The 20,925-nt window shown below is 73.8% G+C and carries 19 protein-coding genes and 1 riboswitch; of the genes, 8 read left to right on the top strand and 11 right to left on the bottom strand.

Annotation, left to right across the window (positions count from 1 at the left end):
* Positions 1-444: 444 nt before the first annotated feature.
* Together ACFV4P_RS13920 and ACFV4P_RS13915 are read right to left on the bottom strand one after the other, a co-directional pair.
* Complete coding sequence (locus tag ACFV4P_RS13920; RefSeq protein ID WP_380470674.1) at positions 445-597, bottom strand: hypothetical protein; 153 nt, start codon at positions 595-597, stop codon at positions 445-447.
* Between the two features lie 73 nt (positions 598-670).
* The gene (locus ACFV4P_RS13915) at positions 671-1,351 is read right to left on the bottom strand and encodes an SMI1/KNR4 family protein (protein ID WP_380470672.1); all 681 of its coding nucleotides are present in this window, start codon (positions 1,349-1,351) and stop codon (positions 671-673) included.
* A gap of 93 nt (positions 1,352-1,444) precedes the next feature.
* Between ACFV4P_RS13915 and ACFV4P_RS13910 the strand changes: the two genes are divergently transcribed.
* Positions 1,445-2,122 carry a CAP family protein gene (locus ACFV4P_RS13910; RefSeq protein WP_380470780.1) on the top strand — a complete coding sequence of 226 codons (678 nt, stop codon included), beginning with the start codon at positions 1,445-1,447 and terminating at the stop codon, positions 2,120-2,122.
* Positions 2,123-2,234: 112 nt separating this feature from the next.
* Positions 2,235-2,618, top strand: a complete 384-nt coding sequence (locus ACFV4P_RS13905) for a hypothetical protein (protein ID WP_143200382.1) — start codon at positions 2,235-2,237, stop codon at positions 2,616-2,618.
* Between the two features lie 72 nt (positions 2,619-2,690).
* On the opposite strand, the gene ACFV4P_RS13900 is transcribed toward ACFV4P_RS13905, so the two are convergent.
* Entirely contained in the window at positions 2,691-3,278 is a 588-nt protein-coding gene (locus ACFV4P_RS13900) for a TetR family transcriptional regulator (RefSeq protein WP_380470778.1), read from the bottom strand.
* Between the two features lie 167 nt (positions 3,279-3,445).
* Between ACFV4P_RS13900 and ACFV4P_RS13895 the strand changes: the two genes are divergently transcribed.
* Positions 3,446-4,363: an oxidoreductase gene (locus ACFV4P_RS13895; RefSeq protein ID WP_380470670.1), complete on the top strand. Its 918-nt coding sequence runs from the start codon at positions 3,446-3,448 to the stop codon at positions 4,361-4,363.
* A gap of 37 nt (positions 4,364-4,400) precedes the next feature.
* Here the strand turns inward: ACFV4P_RS13895 and metE are convergent, their stop codons facing one another.
* The 4 genes from metE to ACFV4P_RS13875 form a co-directional block, all read right to left on the bottom strand.
* A complete protein-coding gene (gene metE, locus ACFV4P_RS13890) occupies positions 4,401-6,743 on the bottom strand; it encodes a 5-methyltetrahydropteroyltriglutamate--homocysteine S-methyltransferase (RefSeq protein WP_380470668.1) in 2,343 nt (780 codons plus the stop codon).
* Positions 6,744-6,893: 150 nt separating this feature from the next.
* Positions 6,894-7,115, bottom strand: a riboswitch (cobalamin riboswitch).
* A 65-nt stretch (positions 7,116-7,180) separates the two neighbouring features.
* Entirely contained in the window at positions 7,181-7,942 is a 762-nt protein-coding gene (cobF, locus tag ACFV4P_RS13885) for a precorrin-6A synthase (deacetylating) (protein WP_380470666.1), read from the bottom strand.
* A 50-nt stretch (positions 7,943-7,992) separates the two neighbouring features.
* The gene (locus ACFV4P_RS13880; protein WP_380470664.1) at positions 7,993-10,143 is read right to left on the bottom strand and encodes a HelD family protein; all 2,151 of its coding nucleotides are present in this window, start codon (positions 10,141-10,143) and stop codon (positions 7,993-7,995) included.
* A gap of 144 nt (positions 10,144-10,287) precedes the next feature.
* A complete protein-coding gene (locus ACFV4P_RS13875; RefSeq protein WP_380470662.1) occupies positions 10,288-10,839 on the bottom strand; it encodes a cupin domain-containing protein in 552 nt (183 codons plus the stop codon).
* 81 nt (positions 10,840-10,920) lie between these two features.
* On the opposite strand from ACFV4P_RS13875, the gene ACFV4P_RS13870 reads away from it, so the two are divergent.
* The 4 genes from ACFV4P_RS13870 (at position 10,921) to ACFV4P_RS13855 (ending at position 15,344) form a co-directional block, all read left to right on the top strand.
* Positions 10,921-11,772, top strand: a complete 852-nt coding sequence (locus ACFV4P_RS13870) for a LysR family transcriptional regulator (protein ID WP_380470660.1) — start codon at positions 10,921-10,923, stop codon at positions 11,770-11,772.
* Between the two features lie 155 nt (positions 11,773-11,927).
* On the top strand, positions 11,928-13,145 hold the full coding sequence (locus ACFV4P_RS13865) for a hypothetical protein (RefSeq protein WP_380470658.1): 1,218 nt from the start codon (positions 11,928-11,930) through the stop codon (positions 13,143-13,145).
* 161 nt (positions 13,146-13,306) lie between these two features.
* On the top strand, positions 13,307-13,714 hold the full coding sequence (locus ACFV4P_RS13860) for a hypothetical protein (RefSeq protein ID WP_380470657.1): 408 nt from the start codon (positions 13,307-13,309) through the stop codon (positions 13,712-13,714).
* Positions 13,715-13,823: 109 nt separating this feature from the next.
* Positions 13,824-15,344 (top strand): FAD-binding oxidoreductase, encoded by a 1,521-nt coding sequence (locus ACFV4P_RS13855; RefSeq protein ID WP_380470655.1) that lies wholly within the window; start codon positions 13,824-13,826, stop codon positions 15,342-15,344.
* Between the two features lie 198 nt (positions 15,345-15,542).
* Here ACFV4P_RS13855 and ACFV4P_RS13850 read toward each other — a convergent pair whose 3' ends face one another.
* A complete protein-coding gene (locus tag ACFV4P_RS13850; protein ID WP_380470653.1) occupies positions 15,543-16,718 on the bottom strand; it encodes an MFS transporter in 1,176 nt (391 codons plus the stop codon).
* A 143-nt stretch (positions 16,719-16,861) separates the two neighbouring features.
* Entirely contained in the window at positions 16,862-17,425 is a 564-nt protein-coding gene (locus ACFV4P_RS13845; RefSeq protein ID WP_380470651.1) for a DUF4240 domain-containing protein, read from the bottom strand.
* A gap of 200 nt (positions 17,426-17,625) precedes the next feature.
* On the opposite strand from ACFV4P_RS13845, the gene ACFV4P_RS13840 reads away from it, so the two are divergent.
* Positions 17,626-18,726, top strand: coding sequence for an NlpC/P60 family protein (locus ACFV4P_RS13840; RefSeq protein ID WP_380470649.1), 1,101 nt, complete (start codon positions 17,626-17,628; stop codon positions 18,724-18,726).
* An 18-nt stretch (positions 18,727-18,744) separates the two neighbouring features.
* Here ACFV4P_RS13840 and ACFV4P_RS13835 read toward each other — a convergent pair whose 3' ends face one another.
* Positions 18,745-19,386 (bottom strand): DUF4232 domain-containing protein, encoded by a 642-nt coding sequence (locus tag ACFV4P_RS13835; protein WP_380470647.1) that lies wholly within the window; start codon positions 19,384-19,386, stop codon positions 18,745-18,747.
* Between the two features lie 130 nt (positions 19,387-19,516).
* On the bottom strand, positions 19,517-20,902 hold the full coding sequence (locus ACFV4P_RS13830; RefSeq protein ID WP_380470645.1) for an NtaA/DmoA family FMN-dependent monooxygenase: 1,386 nt from the start codon (positions 20,900-20,902) through the stop codon (positions 19,517-19,519).
* Between the last annotated feature and the right edge of the window lie 23 nt (positions 20,903-20,925).

Raw genomic sequence — 20,925 nt, 5'->3', positions numbered from 1 at the left:
CGAACGGCCACGGCGCGATCCGCGACCCCGCCAAGTACCGGGACAGCGTGCCAGGGTTGAGGTAGCAGCGGGTCGCGTACCGCCGCACCGAGATGCCCAGCTCCAGGAACAGCCCCCGCAAGGCCTCGGCGAACTCCCGGCACTCCCTGTTCAGTTCACGGTCCAGCGGCTGGAGCCCGCCGTCCCGGACAGGCTCCGCCCTCACGCTCCGCACCCCCGACGGCCGTCCATCGGTCCGCCGGGTCGCCATGTACGCCGCACCCGAATCCTCCACCCGTACCCGCCGGACGTCATCGTCCGGTCGCGCCAACCCCGGCCGCCGCTGCGCCGGGGTGGACAGCAGCATGCCGGATCGCGAGGGTGTTGCGCGCCCCGCAACGCGCAGACGCTCCGGACGGGTGCGGAGCAGCAACGGCTTTGTGTGTGAGGGAAGCTGACGCACCATCACTCTTTCGAGTAGGTGAGTGAGGGCGACGCGGGTACCGGAGCGAACCGCGTCGGCGCCTCGATCGCGGCGAACGCCCGCTCGTGCGCCTCCCCGACACTGACGCCCGCCGGGTCCACCACCCGCTCCTCGTCGGCGAGCAACGCCAGCACAGCCGGCCCAGACCCTGACCGAGGAGGCCTGTGGCGGCCGCCTCGTGCAGAATGCCTCCGACCTGCGGTGGTATCAGGCTCGGCCTGCCGACTCGCGTTTCTCCAGCCACTCCAGGTACCAGGTGCCGAAAGTGTGGGGGTTTCCGTGGGTGTCGAGGTACGGGTCGAAGGGTGGGTTGATGCCGCAGTCGCGGTCGCGGAGTTCGCCGCGGTGGGGGCCGACGACGATGAGCCAGCCGGTCATGCCGCAGCCGTTGTCGCCGATGTGGATCGCGCCGCGGCCGCGGTCCAGGTGCCAGGTCTCGGAGGCGGCGTCGCCGAAGGCCTGCCGGTAGTCGGCCCAGTAGTCGTACTGCGGGTGCCGGACGGTGGGTTCGTGGCCGGCGGCGCGGAGGGTCGCGCGTTGGTGGGCGGGCCAGTCCTCGGTTTCGACGAACGGGCCGGTGGCGTCCAGCGGCCAGGGTTGGGACTCGTCGTCGTCCCAGACCCAGCCCCATCGGCCGTCGATCCGGCGCAGCGAGGTGAGTGCGATCGTCGGGCCGGGCCCGCCGGCGCCGACTTCCGCCAGGAAGGTGCGGTAGTCGTCGGGGAGGGCGACCCCGTGCTGGGCCTCGACCTCGGAGATCTGGGCGCGAGTGAGGACGGGTTCGAAGACGGGGTACGGGGACGGCTCCAGGCCTCGTGCCGTTCGCCTGGCCTCCTCCAGTGCGATGACGCGTGCTCGGACGGTCGGCCAGTCGATTCGTCTGCTCATGGTTCTCCTCCCGGCGGCGCGATTGGGAACGTAGTGCCTGCCACCGACAGGGTTCGGGGGGTGGCCGTGCCCTGGGTGGGGCGGTTGGCGTTGATGAGGGTGGTGGGATCGGCGAGCGAAGGAGTGGACGTGGGGACTTGGTCGGGGATTCGTAGGGCGGGGCTGGTCGGGGTGGTGGCGGCTGTGGTCGTGGTGGGGGCGGTGGGGCCCGTGGGGGCGGTCGGGGTGGAGCGGCGGGGGTACACGGATTCGAGCGACGGGGCGTTTCAGGACGACTGTCTTGCGGCGATCAACGGGCACCGGGCGAGGCATCAGGTGGCGCCGTTGGTGGTCGATCCGAAGATCGTGGAGTACGCCAAGTCGCGGGCGCAGCAGGTGTCGCGGCCGGACGGGTTCAACCACGACGGGCTGGCACGGGGGTACGGGGAGACGTTGAGTTGGAGTTCGACGGGGGTGGCGAGGGTCTACTCGCCGGAGAGTTGTGGGGATGCGGTGGACTTCTGGTACGAGGGGAGCGCGCAGTACGACTACGGCCGGCCGGGGTTCTCGCGGGAGACGGGGAACTTCACGCAGCTGGTGTGGAAGGCGACGACGAAGGTCGGGTGCGCGCGGGTGGGAGGTCCTCGGGAGGGCGGGCCGGACAGCGAGGGGTACTCGTGGTCCGACACGTACATCGTGTGCGACTTCGCGCCGCGGGGGAACGTGGCGATGGACCCGCAGGACCCGGCGAAGGCGTACCGGGAGAACGTGCTGCCGCCGGTCGCGGGGTAAAGGGCGGCCAGCCCGGGAGCCGACCTTGTCCTAAAAGCTGATGGTCGCTCGATTCCCGGCCCTGCTGTTATGGGCACCTCAACAGCAGAGCAGGACTCAAGGGGGAACAGTCATGGGCAAGATGCTCAAGCGCGCCGCCATGTCCACCGCCGCGCTCGTCGCGGCGACCACCGCCGTCGTCGGCACCGGGGTCGGCGCCTCGCAGGCCTCGGCCAGCACGGTGATCGTCCTCGGCACCCCGTACAGCGCCGGCGTCTACTCGGCGCCCAACGCGGGCTCCGCCAAGGTCGGCGTGCCCGACCTGCACCCGGGCGACTCGGTGGCGGTGAACTGCTGGACGGTCGGCGGCAACGTCGGCAACTTCGGCGACGTCTGGTACCACGCGTTCCAGGAGATCTACGCGGGCGCGCCCTACCAGCAGGTCGGCGGCTGGGTGTTCGCCCCGTACGTGGACGGCGCTGCGGCGTTCCACAACGGCTGGATCCCCAAGTGCTGATGAAAAACCAGTAGTTGGCTGTGCGGGTCGGCGAGCTCGGGGCCGGCCCGCACAGTGCTGTCAGCGGCGCTGTCAGCGGCCGACCGCGTCCAGCGCGGGGGCGACGGCGGCGAAGGCGCGAGCGGTGAGCGCGGTGGGGTCCTCGGCGCCGTCGCCGTCGCTCCAGAGCTGGAGGACGACCTCGAAGACGGTGAGGGCGAGGCCGGCGGCGAGGCGGGGGTGGAGCGCGGTGGGGGAGGGCAGGGCGAGACGGATGGCGAGTTCGGCGGCCAGGTCGTCGCGCCACTGGGCCTGGCGCTCCAGGAAGCGGGCGTGCAGCGGCGGGGTGCCCAGGATGAGCCGGACCACCCGCAGGGCCTTGTCGGCGTGGCCGGCGCAGGCGTCGACGGAGGAGCGGACGGCGTGCTGGAGGGCCGTCGCGGTGCTCTCCTCGGGCGGACAGGCGGCGAGTTCGGCGCGCATGCCCGCGCCCAGGTCGGCCAGGAACTGGACGACCACGTCCTCCTTGGACGCGAAGTAGCGGAAGAACGTCCGCTTGGACATGCCTGCCGCGGCGGCGATCTCGTCGACCGTGACCGCGTCGAAGCCCTGCTGGACGAAGAGTTGCAGCGCGGTCTCCGTCAACTCGCCGGAGACGAGGCGGCGTTTGCGCTCGGCCAGGGTCGACTCGGGACGGGCCGATTCGGGACGGGCCGATTCGGGACGGGTCGGCTCGGGGCGAGTGGTCGCGGGGCGGGTGGTCACGGGTTCGATGTTACACGCGGCGTCGGAGGCGGCATCGCGGAGCGAACTTGACACTTGGTGACACTAGGGGCAGCGTGTGTCACATGATGAAGCGTCAGCTCTGGAGCACCGAACGGATTCCGGACCAGGCGGGGCGGGTGTTCGTCGTCACCGGCGCGAACAGCGGCCTCGGGCTGGCGACCGGCCGCGCCCTCGCCGCGAAGGGCGGCCGGGTGATCCTCGCCGTGCGCGACGAGGCCAAGGGGCGGCGGGCCGCCGAGGGGATGCCGGGGGCGGAGGTGCGGCGACTCGACCTCGCGGACCTGGAGTCGGTCCGCCGGTTCGCCGAGGACCTGCGCGCCGACGGCGTCCGGCCGGACGTGCTGGTCAACAACGCGGGCGTGATGGCGCCGCCGCGCACCCTCGGCGCGCAGGGGCACGAGCTCCAGTTCGCCGTCAACCACCTCGGCCACTTCGCGCTCACCGGGCTGCTCCTCGACCTGCTCGCAGACGGGCCGAACTCCCGTGTCGTGACGGTGAGTTCACTCAACCACCGACAGGGTCGGATGCACTTCGACGACCTCTCCGGCGAGCGCGGCTACGCGCCGATGCGGTACTACAACCAGTCGAAGTTCGCGAACGCGGTCTTCGGCCTGGAGCTGCACCGGCGGCTGGCGGCGGCCGGCAGCCCCGTCCGCAGCCTGCTCGCACACCCCGGCTACACCGCCACCAACCTGCAGACCAGCGCGCCGACCGGACTGGTGAAACTGCTCTTCGGTCGGCTGCTCACCCCGCTCGCCCAGCGCCCGGAACAGGGCGCGCTGCCCCAACTCTTCGCCGCCACCGACCCCGAGGCCCGCAGCGGGCAGTTCATCGGGCCGGGCGGCCCGGGCGAGCTGCGCGGCGCACCCACCGTGGTGCGGCCGGCCCCGGCGGCCGAGGACACCGGGACCGGCCGACGGCTGTGGGAGCTGTCGGAACGGCTGACCGGCGTCCACTACCCGCTCCCGGCCGCCGACTGAACCGAACGTGCGGTCAGGGGGCCGTCCGCGTACCGGGTCAGCCCCCGAGGCCTCCGCGGCCCCCGAGACCCCCGCGGCCCGCCAGCTCCGCCCGCAGGGTGCGGGCCGCCGCGACCAGGCTGTCGAGCGAGGCCCGGGTCTCCGGCCAGCCGCGCGTCTTCAGGCCGCAGTCCGGGTTGACCCACAGCCGCTCGGCGGGCACGGCGGTGAGAGCCAGCCGCAGCAGCAGGACGGCCTCGGCGGGGGAGGGCACGCGCGGCGAGTGGATGTCCCACACGCCCGGGCCGACCTCCGCCGAGTAGCCGGCCGCGGCCAGCTCGTGGGCGACCTGCATGTGCGAACGCGCCGCCTCCAGCGAGATGACGTCCGCGTCCAACTCCTCGATGGCGCGCAGGATGTCGCCGAACTCGGCGTAGCACATGTGGGTGTGGATCTGGGTGTCGGCCCGCACCGGCGAGGTCGCCAGCCGGAACGCCTCGGTCGCCCAGTCCAGGTACGCCGGCCACCCGGCGCGGCGCAGCGGCAGCGTCTCGCGCAGCGCCGGCTCGTCCACCTGGACCACCGCCGCGCCCGCCGCCTCCAGGTCCGCGACCTCGTCCCGCAGCGCCAGCGCCACCTGCCGGGCGGTGTCCGCGAGCGGCTGGTCGTCGCGGACGAACGACCAGGCCAGCATGGTCACCGGCCCGGTCAGCATGCCCTTGACCGGACGGTCCGTCAGGCTCTGCGCGTACGCGTACCACTCGACGGTCATCGGGTGCGGACGGGAGATGTCGCCCGCCAGCACCGGCGGCCGCACGTACCGGGTGCCGTACGACTGCACCCAGCCGTGCCGGGTGGTCAGGTAGCCGGTGAGCTGCTCGGCGAAGTACTGCACCATGTCGTTGCGTTCGGGCTCGCCGTGCACCAGGACGTCCAGGCCGGCCTGCTCCTGGTGGGCGACGACCGCGCGGATCTCGTCCTCCATCCGCTTGCGGTAGTCCGCCTCCTCCAGCCGCCCCGCGTTCAACTCGGCGCGGGCGGACCGCAGTTCGTTGGTCTGCGGGAAGGAGCCGATGGTGGTGGTGGGCAGCGGCGGCAGCCGCAGCCGGGCCCGCTGCGCCTCGGCGCGGACGGCGTAGGGGGCGTCGCGGCGGGTGTCGGCGTCGGTGACGGCCGCGGCGCGGGCCCGGACCGCCGGGTCGCGGGTGATCGGGGACGCGGCGCGGGACGCCAGATCGGCCCGGTTGGCGGCGAGTTGGGCGGTGATGGTGGCGGTGCCCTCGCGCAGGGCGCGGGCCAGCAGCGCCGTCTCGGCGGCCTTCTGCCGGGCGAACGCCAGCCAGCGGGCGATCTGCGGGTCCAGGTCGCGTTCGGCGGCGGCGTCCAGCGGGACGTGCAGCAGCGAGCAGGACGGGGCGACGTCCACCCGGTCGGCCAGGCCGAGCAGGGTGGCGAGGGTGGCCAGCGACTTCTCCAGGTCGTTGATCCACACGTTGCGGCCGTCCACCACGCCCGCGACCAGGCGCTTGCCGGGCAGGCCGCCGACCGCGGCGAGGTCGGTGAGGTTGCCCGCGGCCGGGCCGGTGAAGTCCAGCGCCAGGCCCTCGACGGGGGCCTTGGCGAGGGTGATCAGGGCCTCGCCGAGCCGGTCGAAGTAGGAGGCGACCAGCAGCTTCGGGCGGTCCGTCAGCGTGCCGAGCTCGCGGTAGGCGCGGGCGGCGGCGTTCAGTTCGGCCGGGGTGCGGTCCTGGACGAGCGCGGGCTCGTCGAGCTGCACCCACGCCGCGCCGGCGGCCCGCAGGTCGGCGAGGAGTTCGGCGTACACCGGCAGCAGCCGGTCCAGCAGGGTGAGCGGCTCGAAACCGTCCGGAGCGCCGGGGGCGGCCTTGGCGAGCAGCAGGTAGCTGATCGGGCCGAGCAGCACCGGGCGGGCCCGGTAACCCTGGAGCAGGGCCTCGCGGAGTTCGCCGACCTGCTTGGCGGAGTTCGCGGCGAACACCGTGTCCGGCCCCAACTCGGGTACCAGGTAGTGGTAGTTGGTGTCGAACCACTTGGTCATTTCGAGCGGCGCGAGCTCCTGGGTGCCGCGCGCCATGGCGAAGTACCCGGCCAGCGGATCGGCGTCCACGGCGGCCCGGTGCCGGGGCGGGATCGCGCCGACGGCGACCGTGGTGTCGAGCACGTGGTCGTACAACGAGAAGTCGCCGGTGGGGACTTCGGTGATGCCGGCGCCGGCCAGCTGCCGCCAGTTGGAGCAGCGCAGGGCGGCGGCGGTGGCGAGCAGCACGTCGGCGGTGACGGCGCCCTTCCAGTAGCCCTCGACGGCCTTCTTCAACTCCCGGTTGCCGCCCTGGCGGGGGTAGCCGTGGACGGTCGCCGCGGCTGCGGACTTCGTGGTCAAGGGGACTCTCCTTCGCGAGCCTCGAACCTCGGGTCCGACGGCACTGGAGGGCGCGAAGGGGTCACTGGCCGGGCGGCGTGCGTCAACTGCGCCCGCCCGCCCGGTTGTTCGCCGACCCGCCCTCGAGGTCATCGGAGGCCGGGCGCGAACGGTCGCGCCCGGGCAACGGGCAGGTATTCGGACTCGTGGGCCACGCCCGGGCCGAGGCCCGGACACCTACTGGCCGTCGCTTCCCGGGCCCGTCCGGACCCAGTGCGTATGACGGCGGTCGTTCCCACTCACCGCTGCGGGGCAGTCCCGGATTCCCACCGGGTTCCCTCTTGCGACGCGCCTGCCTGGCGGGCAGGGCGAACCAGTTGCGCGGCCAGTGTAGAACGGAGCGGACGGGATCAGGACCGAATTCCGTCACCCGTCCGCTCCGTGGGACGCGGGCCGGGTCAGTCCTCGGTGCGGCGCAGCAGGTAGCTGTCCATGATCCAGCCCTTGCGGGCCCGCGCCTCCTCGCGCAACTCGGCGATGCGGTCGGCCTGTTCGGCGAGCGGGCCGGCCGCCAGGATCTCGTCCTCGGTGCCCAGGTAGGCGCCGTAGTGGATGTGCACGCCCTCGGGGTCGATCGCGGTGAACGCCGCCTGGCCGTCCAGCATCACCACCGCGTCCTCCGCGCCCGGGCCGAAGCCCTCGGCGGCCAGCCGCCGCCCGGTGGTGATCCGCACCGGGCGCGCGGTGCGGGTCAGGGTGGTGCGGTGACGGGCCGCCAGCACCGAGATGCTGCTGATGCCGGGGAGGACGGTGTACTCGAAGGCGGTGCGGCCGCGCGCCAGGATCCGGTCCAGTACGGCGATCACACTGTCGTACAGCGCGGGGTCGCCCCAGACCAGCAGCGCGCCGGTCTCGCCGTCCGCCAGCTCCTCGACGACCGCCTGCTCGACCAGATCGGCGCGCCGCTCCCGCCACTCCTCCACGGCCTCCTTGTACGCGGCCGTCGAACGGTCCCGCGCCGGGTCGATCAGCTCGACCACCCGGTGCCCGGGCCGCCCGTGTTCGGCGATCATCCGACGCCGCAGCCGGATCAGGTCCTGCCGCTCCTCGGGCTTGTCCAGCAGCAGGAACGCATCGGTGCGGCCGATCGCCTTGACCGCCTCCAGAGTGAGGTGGTCGGGATCGCCCGCGCCGATGCCGATGACGAGAAGGGTACGCATGACGCCGATTCTGCCTGGTGGCCCCGGCGGACCCGCAGGTGGGAGGCGCGTTACGCGCCCGGCCCCCGCACCGCGACCGTGCACAGCCGCTTGGTGGCGCGGGTCATCGCGACGTACAGGTCCCGTTCGCCCGCCGGCCGGGCCGCGACGATCCCCTCCGGATCCACCACGAACACCTCGTCGAACTCCAGGCCGCGCGCCTCCGAGGCCGGGACCAGCCGGGCGAACTCCCCGACCCCCGCCGCCGCCAACTCCGCGACCCGGCCGTCCGCGCAGACCACGCCGAGCAACTCGCCCGGATGCGCGGCGGCCTGCGCCCGCAACTCGCCGACGAGCGCGTCGACGAGCCGCCCCGCGGCCGCCGGGACGGCCCGCGGCTCGTCGCCGTGCCGGACCGACCGCACCGGCGCCTGCCCCGGGGCGATCCGGGCGAGCAACTCCCCGGTGGCGGCCAGGATCTCCTGCGTGGTGCGGTACCCGACGGTCAGCGTCCGCAGGTCGAAGCGCCCGCCGAGGTGCGGGGCGAGCGCCTCGTCCCAGTCCCGCGCGGTCGCCGCCGGGCCCGCCTGCGCGAAGTCGCCGACCAGCGTCATCGACCGCCCCGGGCACCGGCGTACGATCATCCGCCACTGCATGGCCGTCAACTCCTGCGCCTCGTCCACCACGACGTGCCCGAAGACCCGCTCCGGCGGCCCGTCGACCAGGCTCGCCGCCTCGTCGAGCAGCGGCAGGTCGGCCCCGGTCCACGGCGCGCCGGGCGTGCGCAGCAGCAACGCCCGCTCGTCGTCGGCGAGTTGCGGCAGGTGCGCGGCCAGCGCGGCGGCGTCGCCCAGCAGCGCCTCGACGACGGCGCCGGGCGACAAGCGAGGCCAGATCGCCTCCACGGCCCGGTCCAGGTGCGCGTCCTCCAGCAGCGCCGCCCGCACTGCGTCGGCGTCGAACTCGGCGCTCCCGTCGGCGGGTCGGTCGTCGACGCCGATCCGGCGCAGGTCCCGCGCCGCCATCCGGTCGAGGTCGATTCCGGTGAGCAGGGCGACCTCGGCGTCGATCCGCTCCAGCGCCTCGGCCGTGCCCCGGGCCAGCGTGTCGGTCAGCGCATCCACCAGCAGCTCCAGGAACAGCCCGCGCGCCCGGTTGTGGGCGAGCCCGCTCGCCCGCGCCGCCCCGCGCGCCTCCGCGACCTCCCGCTCCGCCAGCCGGACCCACTCCTGCCCGACCCGGACGGAGAACTCCCCGCCGGGCGCCTGCCGCGCCCGCACCGACCCGGCCAGCGCCTCGGCCAGCTCGGCGCCGCCCTTGAGCCGCGCCGCCCCGAACCCGTCCACGGCGAACGTGTCCACGGCGAACGCGTCCGTCCCGAACCCGTCCGTCCCGAACCCTTCCACGGCGCCCGGCCGGACCCCCGCCAGCTCCTCGCAGGTCGCCAGCACGACGTCGTTCTCGCCGAGCGACGGCAGCACCTGCGAGATGTAGTCGAGGAAGCGCGCGTTCGGCCCCAGCACCAGCACGCCGCGCTCGGCCGCCTTCGGGAACGCGTACAGCACGTACGCGGCACGGTGCAGCGCCACCACCGTCTTCCCGGTGCCCGGCCCGCCCTGCACCACCGTCACCCCGCGGTGCGCGGACCGGACGATCGCGTCCTGCTCCGTTTGCAGCGTGGCGACCGCCGTCCCCATCCTGCCCGTGCGCCGCTCGCGCAGCGCGGCCGCCAACGGACCGTCACCGACGACGTCCCCCGCGGTCGGCTCCGAACCGTCCAGCAGCTCGTCGCTCACCCCGACCACCGTGCGGCCCGTCACGCTCAGATGACGGCGCCGACGCAGCCCCAGCGGATGCACCGGCGTCGCCTCGTAGAACGCCCGCGCCGCCTCCGCCCGCCAGTCCACCAGCACCGGCAGCTCGTCCTCGTCCCGCTGCAGACCCAACCGCCCGATCCGCAGCACCGTCCCGTCCACCAGGTCGATCCGGCCGAAGACCAACCCGCCCTCGGCGCCTTCCAACCGGCGCACCTCGCCCGCCAGTCGCCCCGCCGCCACCTCCCGCTCGTACACCTCGCCCGCACTGCCCGGCGCCGACGCCAGCACCCGGCCCAGCTGCGACCGTGCCCCGGCGAGCCGCTCGTCGAACAGCTCGCCGATGACGGACACCTGCACCCGCTCCAGCTCGACCTGCTGTGCGGCGTTGCCGTGGATCTGCGACAAAGAGAGCCCCCTTCTCGATTCGACTCCCGATTCGACGCACCACTATGCAGAGCGAATCCCGGAAAGTACATATTGACTTGTCCCGCAGAGGTGTGTCTTTCGCTTTCCGGCGCCGATTCTCCGGGGAATTCCGGAACCATTGCTTCAATTGACGGAAGAGCCCCGGGGGTGGTCGGCAGCGGGCTCCGTCGCGTAGCGGAACATCACGTCGACGGTGGCCTGCGGCGTCGGCGGACGGCCCGCGGCGAGGACGTCCCGGAGGTCCCGGAAGTACTGCACGTACAGGTCGGGGGTGAAGGTGCTGAGCAGGACGGCGGGCCGGTCGGCCGGGTTGGCGAAGGTGTGCGGGGCACCGGGCGGGACGATCACCAGGGTGCCCGCGACGGCGTCGTGCTCCTCGTCCCCGACGGTGAAACGCACCGTGCCGGACAGCACGTAGAAGCCCTCGTCGTGCTCGCGGTGGCGGTGCTGCGGCGGACCCTCGGTGTGCGGGGCGAGGACGGACTCGGCGATCGCGAGGCGGTGCCCGGTGTGGCTGCCGTCCTCCAGGACGCGCATCCGGGTGGTGCCCAGCACGATCGTCTCGCCCTCGCCGGGGCCGACCACCGACACGGCCGGACGGGTCGGACGGGTCTGCGGCTCGCGGGTCTTCGTTTCTTCGACCTTCACTTCTTCGGTCTTCGCTTCTTCGCTCATGTCCACCAGTGCACCGCCGGGGCGGCGCCGATGTCCAAGACCCGTTCCGCGGCGCCGATACCCGCTGCGTATCGTGGCAGCGTGGAGCTACGGACCTTGCGCTATTTCGTGGCGGTCGCCGAGGAACTCCACTTCGGCCGGGCCGCCACCCGACTGCACATGAGCCAGCCGCCGCTGAGCCGGGCGATCAGACAGCTGGAGGCCGAGATCGGGGCCCTGCTGTTCGACCGCTCCGGGACGGGCGTCACGCTCACCGCCGTGGGATCGGTGCTGCTCGACGAGGCGCGGGCGCTGCTCGACCACGCCGACCGCGTCCGCGAGCGGGTCGGCGCGGCGGCCGGCACAGCGACCCTCACCGTCGGCATCCTGGGCGACGGCACCGACCCGGGAGCGGCCAGGCTCGCCGACGCCCACCGGCGACAGCATCCCGGCCTCGACATCCGCATCCGCGACACCGACCTCACCGACCCGACCTGCGGGCTGCGTGCCGGCCTGGTCGACGTCGCGCTGACCAGGGCGCCGTTCGACGGGACCGCCCTGACGGTCCGTGAACTGCGCGCCGATCCGGTCGGCGTCGTGCTGCGCGCCGACGACCCGCTGGCCCGCCGCGAGCGGCTGCGACTCGCCGAACTGGACGACCGCCGCTGGTTCCGGTTCCCGCCCGGCACCGACCCGCGCTGGCAGTCGTACTGGCACGGCGGCGCGCCGCGCGAGGGGCCGGTGGTGCGCACCGTCCAGGAGTGCGTGCAGGCCGTGCGGTGGAACGGCACCGTCGGCCTGGCGCCGCTCGGACACCGCATCCCCGCCGGACTGGCCGTGGTGCCGCTGGCCGGCCTGGCGCCGAGCCGGGTGGTGGCGGTGTGGAACGAGGGCGACGCCAACCCGCTGATCCGCTCCTTCGTCGAGACCGCCGCGGCCGCGTACCGGCGCTGAACGGCGGGCTGAACGGCGGGCAGAACGGCGGTGGGCGAACGGCCTTTCCCTGCCCTCCGCAGGCGCATCGTCGCAGTTGGGAGGCGGTCTGTTCAGGGGCCCGACGGCCTGTCAGGCTTCGGCGCGCCGGACACGGACCAGAAGGGGCGCAGCAGATGACAGGACTTCGGACACTACTGACCAGGTGGATCACGGTGGCGGCCGTGCTGCTGGGCGCGTTCTCGCTCACCGGCGCGTTGCCGCTCACGGGCGCGCCGAGCGCCCAGGCCGTCGAGCAGGGTGCGACCACGACGATCTGCGGCTACACGCCGGTCCCCGCCGGCTGGGTGATCACCGGTGCGAACTGGGGCGGGTGCAACGGCTACGGGCTGTTCACCATCACGGAGTTGGGCGACGCCACCACCATTCAGGCCTGCTCGAACTCGCCGGTGCCCACCGGCTGGGTGATCACGGCGATGCAGAACGGCCCGACCTGCGGCAGCAGTTACCCGCTGTACTCGCTGCTGAAGGTCACCACCCAGACCACGCTGAAGGACTGCGCGCAGTCGGCGATCCTGCCCGGCTTCGTGATCACCGCGATCGAGACCGTCTCGGCGGCCTGCGGCACCTGGGGGACGTACACCGTCACGCTGATACCGCCCACCGCCACCTCCTACCAGGCGTGCGCGATCTCGCCGATCCAGGACGGCTGGGTGATCACCAGCTCGCAGAACAACGCCGGCTGCGGCAACTACCCGCTGTACTCGCTGCTGAAGGTCACCACCCAGACGACCCTGCAGGACTGCGGCCAGTCCGCGATCCAGCCCGGCTGGGTGGTCACCGCCGTCCAGCCCAACTCGCCCGCCTGCGGCACCTACGGGACGTTCACGGTGATGCTGGTGACCAACCAGACCTCGCTCCAGGTGTGCGGCAACTCGCGCGTCCCGGACGGCTGGGTGATCACTGCGATGCAGAACAGCTCGACCTGCGGCAGCTACTCGCTGTACTCGCTGGTCAAGCTCGCCGACCAGCCGACGCTCCAGGTCTGCGGCCCGTCCACCGTCCCGACCGGCTGGGTGATCACCGGGGTGCAGAGCGGCAGTTCGACCTGCGGCACGTACAACATCAATACGTTGACGAAGGTCACCACCCAGACGAGTCTCATCGTCTGCGGCCAGTCCCCGATCCCGACCGGCTGGGTCATCACCGGCGCCGGCAGCGGCTCCGGCCAGTGCGGCGTCTACACCGTGTACACGCTCACCAAGATCACCACCCAGACCAGCATGGTGGTCTGCGGCCCGTCCCCGATCCCCGCCGGCTGGACGGCCGGCAACCAGGTCAACGGCACCCAGTGCGGGGTCTACACCGTCCTGGTCATCACCAAGAACCCCTGACACCACCGGCCCGCCCGCGCCACCAGGCCCGGGCGGGCCGACACTTCGAGCCGCGCAGCGCTCCCGCGACGTCGGCCTCCGGTCCCGGGCCGGCAGCGGATCGTCCGGGGCGGGTGGGGCTGTCGCCGGGGGCTGTCGGTGGTGGCTGCGATGCTGCGGGGATGGCCATCTGGAACCTGATCGACATCGACCGTGCCCTGCGCGCGAGTTGGGCCGCCGACACCTGTTCGCCGGACGACCTGGCCCGCGCGGGGTGGCAGGCGGACAACCCGGCGTGGGGGCACTGCGACATCACGGCACTGCTGGTGAACGACCTGCTCGGCGGCGACCTGGTGGTCGGCGAGGTGCACCTCGGCGGGGAGCGCCAGGGCTTCCACTGGTGGAACCGGCTGCCGAGCGGTGCGGAGCTCGATCTGACGCGCGAGCAGTTCCGCGACGGGCAGCTGGTGACCGCGGCGCGGGTGGTCGAACGTCCGCCCGGGCGGCCGCCGCGCCGGTGGGAGGAGTACCTGCTGCTGCGCGAGCGGGTCGGCGCGCGCCTCGGCGTTCTGCCGGGGGAGCCCGGCTGAGCTGAGTGGCTGGGCCGATGGGTGCAGTGCGGCGGGCTCCGGCGGTGGGGGAGGGCGACGATCGGCGGACAGGAGGTCCGTGCGTCGGGTACGGGCGGAGAGGTGCGCCATGGGAATGGATCGTCGGCGGTTCCTGACCGTCGCCGCGGTGTCGGCGGCCGGGCTGGTCGTGGGGACGGGGCAGGCGGTGGCCGCGTTCCCCGCGCGGCCGCGCGGGTGGCGGGCCGCGCCGCCGGACTGGCAGGCGCTGCGCCGGCGGCTGGGCGACCGGCTGGTGCTGCCCGCCGACTCCGGGTACGCGACGGCGCGGCTCGGCTTCAACGAGCTGAACGACGGTCAACTGCCCGCTGCCGTCGCCAAGTGCGTCTCGGCGGACGACGTCCGGGCCTGCCTGGACGTGGCGCGCGGCCACGGCCTCCCGATCGCGGCGCGCAGCGGCGGGCACAGCTACCTCGGCTACAGCGTCCCGGACCGGGGCCTGGTGATCGACCTGCGCGGCATGGCCGCCGTCGAGGTCGCCCCGGACGGGACGGCGCACGTCGGCGCGGGCGCCCGGCTGATCGAGGTGTACGCGGGCCTCGCCGCGGCGGGCCGGCTGCTGCCCGCCGGGAGCTGCCCGACCGTCGGCGTCGGCGGGCTCACCCTCGGCGGCGGCATCGGCGTGCTGGCCCGCAAGTACGGTCTGACCTGCGACCGGCTCGGCGCCGCGCAGGTCGTCACCGCCGACTCCGCCCTGCACACCGCCTCGCCCGCCGGCGACGAGGACCTGTACTGGGCGCTGCGCGGCGGCGGTGGCGGAAACTTCGGCGTGGTCACCCGGTTCAGCTTCGACACCGCGCCCGCGCCCGCCCTGACCGTCATCTCGCTGGCGTTCCCCGCCGGGTCGGTGCCGCAGGTGCTCGGCGCGTGGCAGCCGTGGGTGGCCGGCGCGCCCGAGGAGCTCTGGGCGAGCTGCCAGATCGCCGGCGGCAACCCGCCGAGCTGCCGGGTCGTCGGCTGCTGGGTCGGCGACCCGGACGGCGCGAACCAGCAGGTCGACCGGCTGGTGAAGGCCGCCGCGACCACGCCGACCAGCCGCACCGTCGCGTCCAAGGACTACCTGGCGGCGATGAAGTACATGGCGGGCTGCTCGAAGGACACCATCGCCGAGTGCCACCCCACCTGGGAGGGCGGCCGGCTCACCCGGACCGGGTTCGTCGCGGTCTCCCGGATGCTCGGCCCCCGGCCGGTCGACCCGGCGAAGGTCACCGAGCTGATGACCGGTCACAGTGGCGTCGACCTGCTGCTCGACTCGCTCGGCGGCGCAGTCGCCGACCTCGCCCCGGACGCCACCGCCTTCCCCCACCGGCACTCGCTCGCCAGCGCCCAGATCTACGCGGGCGCCACCCCCGCCACCGAGGCCCGCGTGAAGGCCACCGTCGACGCGATCCGCGACGGCCTCGCCCGCCTCGGCGCGCACGGCGGCTACGTCAACTACATCGACGCCACCCTGCCGGACTGGGGACACGCCTACTACGGCGAGAACCTGCCCCGCCTACAGTCAGTCGCCTGCCGGTACGACCCCGACGGAGTCTTCGCCTTCCCGCAGTCCGTCACCGCGGCGGCGAGCGGGCTCGCGAAGGCCGCCTAGGGAGTCCAGGTCATCTCCGGATGTCGCCAACGGGCGGTCGGAGAAAGACACTTCGGTTGCCTCGTAGATGCAGTCGACCGTCAGGTCGGGGTCGGGTGCCTGGCGCAGGACCGATTGCCGGGAGCGATGGGGGAGTTCGTGGTGGGGGCGGTGGCGGTGGAGTTGATGGATCCGGGGCGCGAGGGGCTGAACGGCCGGTCAGGGTGTGCGGTGGCGGAGGAGGTAGATGCCGGAGGCGGCGGCGAGGGCGGCCATGCAGGCGGTGAAGATCAGGGCGGCGTGGGTGAGGCCGAGTGGGCCGGTGAGGAGGCCGATGCCGATGACGGGGATGGAGATGCCGAAGTAGGCGACGACGAAGAGGGCGGAGAGGACGCCGCCGTGGGCCTCGGGCGGGGAGGCGTCGGCGACCTGTCCGACGGCGCCGCGCAGGCCCATGCCCTGGCCGGCGCCGCCGACGAGCGCGGCGAGTACGAGGGGGAGGAGGGTCTCGGTGGCGAGGGAGAGGGCGAGGAGCGCGAGGCCGGCGATCAGGACCAGGCAGCCGAGCGGGATGGCGCGGGACGCGCCGAGGCGGGGGACGAGGAGCTGGCCGGCGGTGGAGGCGAAGAACGCCAGGAAGACGATCGCGCCGACGGCGGCGTGGTTGTGCACGTCGAGGTCCTGCGCGAGGAACGCCGGCGTGACGGAGGTGAAGACGCCGAGCAGCGCGAACCCGGCGAACGCGGCGATCGCGGAGGGCACGAAGACGCCGCGGACCTGCGGCGGCAGGCTCGGCCGGCGGGGACGGGCCTCGCGCAGCGGGCGGGCGGCGGCCACGGTCTCGGGCAGGGCCCAGGTGACGGCGAACGAGGCGGCGAGCAGGGCCAGATGGACCAGGTAGGGGAGCGTCAGCGGGTGGGAGGTGTACTCGGCGAGCAGCCCGGACAGCAGCGGGCCGAGGCCGAGGCCGCCCATGTTCGCGGCGGTGGCGACGAAACCGGCGCGGGCCCCGCGCCCGGACGGGGCGAGTTCCAGGACGTACGCGGTGGCGGTGCCGGTGAACAGGCCCGCCGAGAAACCGGACAGCAGCCGGCCCACGAACAGCAGCGGCAGCCCCTGCTCGGCGAGGAACGCGACCGCGGCCGCCGCCGCGCAGCCGAGGCCGACCAGCAGCACCGGCCGCCGCCCCACCTGGTCCGAGACGTTGCCGACCAGCAGCAGCACGCCGATCACCCCGAACGCGTAGACGGCGAACACCACCGTCACCATCAGCTCGGAGAACCCGATCTGCTCCTGGTACAGCCCGTACAGCGGCGTGGGCAACGTCGTCCCCGCCATGCACACGGCGAACGCGCCCGCCGCCCCCAGGTAGCCGGAACTCCGACGAACAGTCATTCGCCCACCGTAGCCGCGCGATCGACCCGCACGCCCACCGCAGGGCCGCCGGTCGGGGAGACGGGCGGGAAGTCGGCGCAGGACGGCCCGTTCCCGTCGGGTCCGCACCGGCGACGGCCGCCGCCGTGTTCCGGCGGGACGCCTCAGGCGGGGTAGAGCGCCGACAGGCGGGGCAGGCGGCGGGCCAGCTCCGCGCTGTCGTCGAGGTCGAAGTCCCAGTCCGGGTCCAGGCTCGGCCAGGGCGGGGTCGGGCCGGAGGACTGCGGGAGCTCGGTGGAGGTGGCCGCACGGTGGGCGGTCCAGGCGAGGGAGAGGACGTCCCCGCACTCGATGTCGAGGCCGTCCCGTGCACATGCGCGGACGGACGGGAGGGCGGCGAGGGTGTCGGGGTCGGCGAGGGCGCGTTCGAAGGTCTCGCGGCCCTGGGTGATCAGCCAGCCGCGGAAGTAGTCGAAGCCGTCGTCGGAACAGCCGCCGTTGATCAGATAAGCAGCGGCCCAGAGTGGGGCCAGATAGGAGTCGGCCATCAGACGGTCGAGGGCCTCCTGGGCGGCGACGATCTCGGCGGCGGGGCGCAGCGCGAGCAGCGCCACCGCCCGCTCGGCGACGGCGTTGCCGTCGCCGTTTCCGTCGTCGTTCCCGCCGTCGGGGTCCGGGGCCTGCGCGCGGGCCTGGTCGATCAGCTGCCAGAACTGCTGGTTGTCCATGACGGCCGAGCATGGCACGGGCCGCCGACAGGCTGGGCCGGGCGGGTGAGGACGGTGCCGTCCGAGCGTCGGTTGCGGGGGAGTCGGCGGGGCGGGTGCCAGAGTGGCGGGGGTTTTGATCGTCCAACGGGTGCGCGGCGTCCGGTGGATGACGCATTCGAGGCATTTCATCGCACTTCGAGCGAGGACGGTGCACTCCCATGTCCCGTGGCACCCCCCGGTCCTGGCGGTCAGCGGTGCTTCCGCTCGCCGTGGCGCTGCTGGTCGCCGCCGCCGCACCCGGCGCCGCCGAACCGGCGCCCCCACCCGACAGCGCGACCGCCGGAACGGCGCTCGACCAACTCGCCCACGACCTCGCCGACGCCCGGCACAGCGCCGAGTCGGCCGAGCAGCGCTCCACCGCCGCCGAGGCCCAACTCGGCAGCAAGCAAAGGGAATCGGCGGACGCGGCGAACCGGGCCGAACAGGAGCGGGCCAAGGTCGTCGAGGCCGAGGCGCAGGCCGCCGAACTGGTCGCCGAGCAGTACCGCAACGGCCCGCTCGGCGCACTCGGCTCGCTCGCGCGGCTCTTCCTCTCCGACCGCCCCGAGGACGTCCTCGGCCACCGCCAACGGGAGTTCGAACGGGCCCACACCGCCGCCGAGGTGCTGAACGACCTGCGCCAGGCCCGCGAACGGTTCGTCCTCGCCGCCGAACAGGCCCGGCAGGCCGAGGAGTCGGCGGCCGCCGCCGCGAAGGACGCCCAACAGGCCATGACCGAGGCCCGCACCGCCGCCGACCGCACCGCCCGCCTGCTCGACACCACCCCCGCCGACCAACTCGAACTACTGGAACGGCAGGACGGCGACCGCGCCGACCAGGCCCGCCAACAGGCCCTCGCCGCAGGGGTGTTCGGACCGGGCGGAAGCGCCTCCCGGGGCGGCCGGCGGGCCGTCGCCTTCGCCCTCGCCCAACTCGGCAAACCGTACCTGTGGGGCGGCGCCGGCCCCGACGCGTTCGACTGCTCCGGCCTCACCTCGCAGGCCTGGCAGGCCGGCGGCATCGGCATCCCGCGCACCAGCGAGGAGCAGTGGGCCGCCCTTCCGCGCATCCCGCTGCGCGAACTGCGCCCCGGCGACCTGATCGTCTACCACCACGACGCCGGCCACATCGCCCTCTACCTGGGCGGCGGCACCGTCGTCCACGCCCCGCACACCGGGACGGTGGTCAAGCTCGCGCCCGTCACCATGCTCCCCGTCCTCGGCGCGCTGCGCCCCGACCCGCAGGCCCCGTCCGACCCGCAGGCCCTGTTCGGCCCCTGACCCGCCCGGATGGATGGCTCAGCGGGTGGGGGCGATCGGCCGGACCTGGGTGCCGGGTTGCTGTGCGGCGCGGCGGTCCTGGGGGTTGGCGCCCTCCCAGTGGACGGTGAGGTGCCCGGTGTCGCCCGGCGGCGTCAGCACCATCGAGGTGACCTTGAACTCGTTCTGGCCGCGCTGCCCGCGCCCCCGGTACGGCAGGTAGTCGATCAGGACGTACGCCGTCCCGCCGGGCGGCAGGGTCACCGGCCGGGTCTGCGCCGCGCGGGCCCGGGGCAGGCTCCAGGTGGTGCCGTCGCTCACCAGGTCGACGCCCGGGAAGCCCTGCAGGGTGCAGGTGGACGCGCCGCGGTTGGCCAGCTCGATCCGCTCCACCACCGGCCCGTCCGAGGCCGTCGCCGCCGCACCCGCCGAGACCGTCGCCCGCAGGTCCGCCGCCGTGCACCGGCGCGTCCCGGCCGGGGCGGAAGCGGCGGGCGCGGAGGCAGCGGGCGCGGACGGGGTGCTCTCCAGGACGGGCGAGAGCGGGAGCTCCGCCGCGACCGGGGCCACCGGTCCGGCCGCGGCGACCGGACCGGACGGCCGCTGCTCGGCGCACGCGGTGAGGGACACGCCCAGGGCCGCCACCACGGCGGTCGCGGCGGAGAGCTGACGGATGCGCATGATCGGTTCCACCCATGATCCCGGCGGCCCCGCGACGGGGACCGCGCCGAAACTGACGGCCGATCACCCGTCGAACCCACCCCCGGGACCGGCACGTCCGCCATGGTGGCCCCCGCCGATCAACAACGGATCAACGCGGACGAGACGCGCGGGAGGCCGGTCGCAGCGGGGCCAGGCCCAGGTGGTCGCGGAGGGTGGCGCCCCGGTACTCGGTGCGGAAGACGCCGCGTTCCTGGAGCAGCGGGACGACCTTGTCGGCGAACTCGTCCAGGCCGGTCGGGGTGAGGTGCGGGGCGAGGATGAAGCCGTCGCTCGCGTCCTGCTGGACGAAACGGTTCATCTCCTCGGCGACCCGGGCCGGAGTGCCGATGAACGACTGGCGGCCCGTCACCTCGACGATCAGCTCGCGGACGGACAGCCGCTTCGCCTCGGCGATCTGCCGCCACTCGCGGGCGACGGCCAGCGGGTCGCGGTTCATCCGTACCGAGGCGCGGCCCTGCGCGACGGTGTGCTCGCCGAGCAGCGGGTCCTGCGCGGGGAGCGGCCCGTCCGGGTCGAGGTCGGACAGGTCGCGGTTCCACACCTGCTCCAGCAGCCGGATCGCGGTCTGCCCGCCGACCTGCTGACGGCGGATCAGCGCCGCCCGCTCGTGCGCCTCGGCGTCGGTGTCGCCGAGCGCGAACGTCACCGCCGGGAGGATCTTCAGTTCGTCCCACTGCCGCCCGTACCGGGCCAGTCGGCCCTTCACGTCCGCGTAGAACGCCTGACCGGCGGTCAGCGTGCCGTGCCGGGAGAAGATCGCGTCGGCGGAGGCGGCGGCGAACTCGCGGCCCTGGTCGGAGTCGCCCGCCTGGAAGATCACCGGACGGCCCTGCGGGCTGCGCGGCACGTCGAACCGCCCCGCGATGTCGAACTCGTCGGAACGGTGCGCGAACCGGCCCGCGTCCGGGTCGCCCAGGAAGGCGCCCGAGGCGCGGTCGGCGCGCAGCTCGTCGCCGCGCCAGGAGTCGAACAGCTGCCAGGACGCCTCCAGGAACTGCCGGGCCCGGGCGTACCGGTCCTCCTCCCGCAGGAAGCCGCCGCGCCGGAAGTTCTCCCCGGTGAAGGCGTCCCAGGAGGTGACCACGTTCCACGCCGAACGGCCCGCCGACAGATGGTCCAGCGAGGCGAACTGCCGGGCCACCTCGTACGGTTCGTTGAACGTCGAGTTGATGGTGCCGGCCAGGCCGAGCCGCTCGGTGACGGCCGCCAGCGCCGCCAGCACGGTGAACGTGTCGGGCCGGCCGACCACGTCCAACTCGTAGATCCGGCCGTTCTGTTCGCGCAGCCGCAGGCCCTCGGCGAGGAACAGGAAGTCGAACTTGGCGCGCTCGGCGGTGCGCGCGAAGTGCGCGAAGGACGCGAACTCGATCTGGCTGCCGGCCGCCGGGTCGCTCCACACCGTGGTGTTGTTCACGCCCGGGAAGTGCGCGGCCAGGTGGATCTGCTTGACGGGCTTGCGGGCCTCATCGGTCATGGTCGGTGGGATCCTTCCGGGCG

Source organism: Kitasatospora sp. NPDC059795, assembly GCF_042732175.1.
Taxonomy (GTDB): domain Bacteria; phylum Actinomycetota; class Actinomycetes; order Streptomycetales; family Streptomycetaceae; genus Kitasatospora.
The sequence above is the reverse complement of the archived record's forward strand: the minus strand, read 5'-3'. Positions and strand labels throughout refer to the sequence as shown.

What these genes read in the sequence shown, in the direction of transcription:
- ACFV4P_RS13915 (WP_380470672.1), bottom strand. Translation starts at nt 1,351, where the DNA reads ATGAGCAGACGAATCGACTGGCCGACCGTCCGAGCACGCGTCATCGCA.
- ACFV4P_RS13910 (WP_380470780.1), top strand. Translation starts at nt 1,445, where the DNA reads ATGAGGGTGGTGGGATCGGCGAGCGAAGGAGTGGACGTGGGGACTTGG.
- ACFV4P_RS13905 (WP_143200382.1), top strand. Translation starts at nt 2,235, where the DNA reads ATGGGCAAGATGCTCAAGCGCGCCGCCATGTCCACCGCCGCGCTCGTC.
- ACFV4P_RS13895 (WP_380470670.1), top strand. Translation starts at nt 3,446, where the DNA reads ATGATGAAGCGTCAGCTCTGGAGCACCGAACGGATTCCGGACCAGGCG.
- cobF (WP_380470666.1), bottom strand. Translation starts at nt 7,942, where the DNA reads ATGCGTACCCTTCTCGTCATCGGCATCGGCGCGGGCGATCCCGACCAC.
- ACFV4P_RS13875 (WP_380470662.1), bottom strand. Translation starts at nt 10,839, where the DNA reads ATGAGCGAAGAAGCGAAGACCGAAGAAGTGAAGGTCGAAGAAACGAAG.
- ACFV4P_RS13865 (WP_380470658.1), top strand. Translation starts at nt 11,928, where the DNA reads ATGACAGGACTTCGGACACTACTGACCAGGTGGATCACGGTGGCGGCC.
- ACFV4P_RS13860 (WP_380470657.1), top strand. Translation starts at nt 13,307, where the DNA reads ATGGCCATCTGGAACCTGATCGACATCGACCGTGCCCTGCGCGCGAGT.
- ACFV4P_RS13855 (WP_380470655.1), top strand. Translation starts at nt 13,824, where the DNA reads ATGGGAATGGATCGTCGGCGGTTCCTGACCGTCGCCGCGGTGTCGGCG.
- ACFV4P_RS13850 (WP_380470653.1), bottom strand. Translation starts at nt 16,718, where the DNA reads ATGACTGTTCGTCGGAGTTCCGGCTACCTGGGGGCGGCGGGCGCGTTC.
- ACFV4P_RS13845 (WP_380470651.1), bottom strand. Translation starts at nt 17,425, where the DNA reads ATGGACAACCAGCAGTTCTGGCAGCTGATCGACCAGGCCCGCGCGCAG.
- ACFV4P_RS13840 (WP_380470649.1), top strand. Translation starts at nt 17,626, where the DNA reads ATGTCCCGTGGCACCCCCCGGTCCTGGCGGTCAGCGGTGCTTCCGCTC.
- ACFV4P_RS13835 (WP_380470647.1), bottom strand. Translation starts at nt 19,386, where the DNA reads ATGCGCATCCGTCAGCTCTCCGCCGCGACCGCCGTGGTGGCGGCCCTG.
- ACFV4P_RS13830 (WP_380470645.1), bottom strand. Translation starts at nt 20,902, where the DNA reads ATGACCGATGAGGCCCGCAAGCCCGTCAAGCAGATCCACCTGGCCGCG.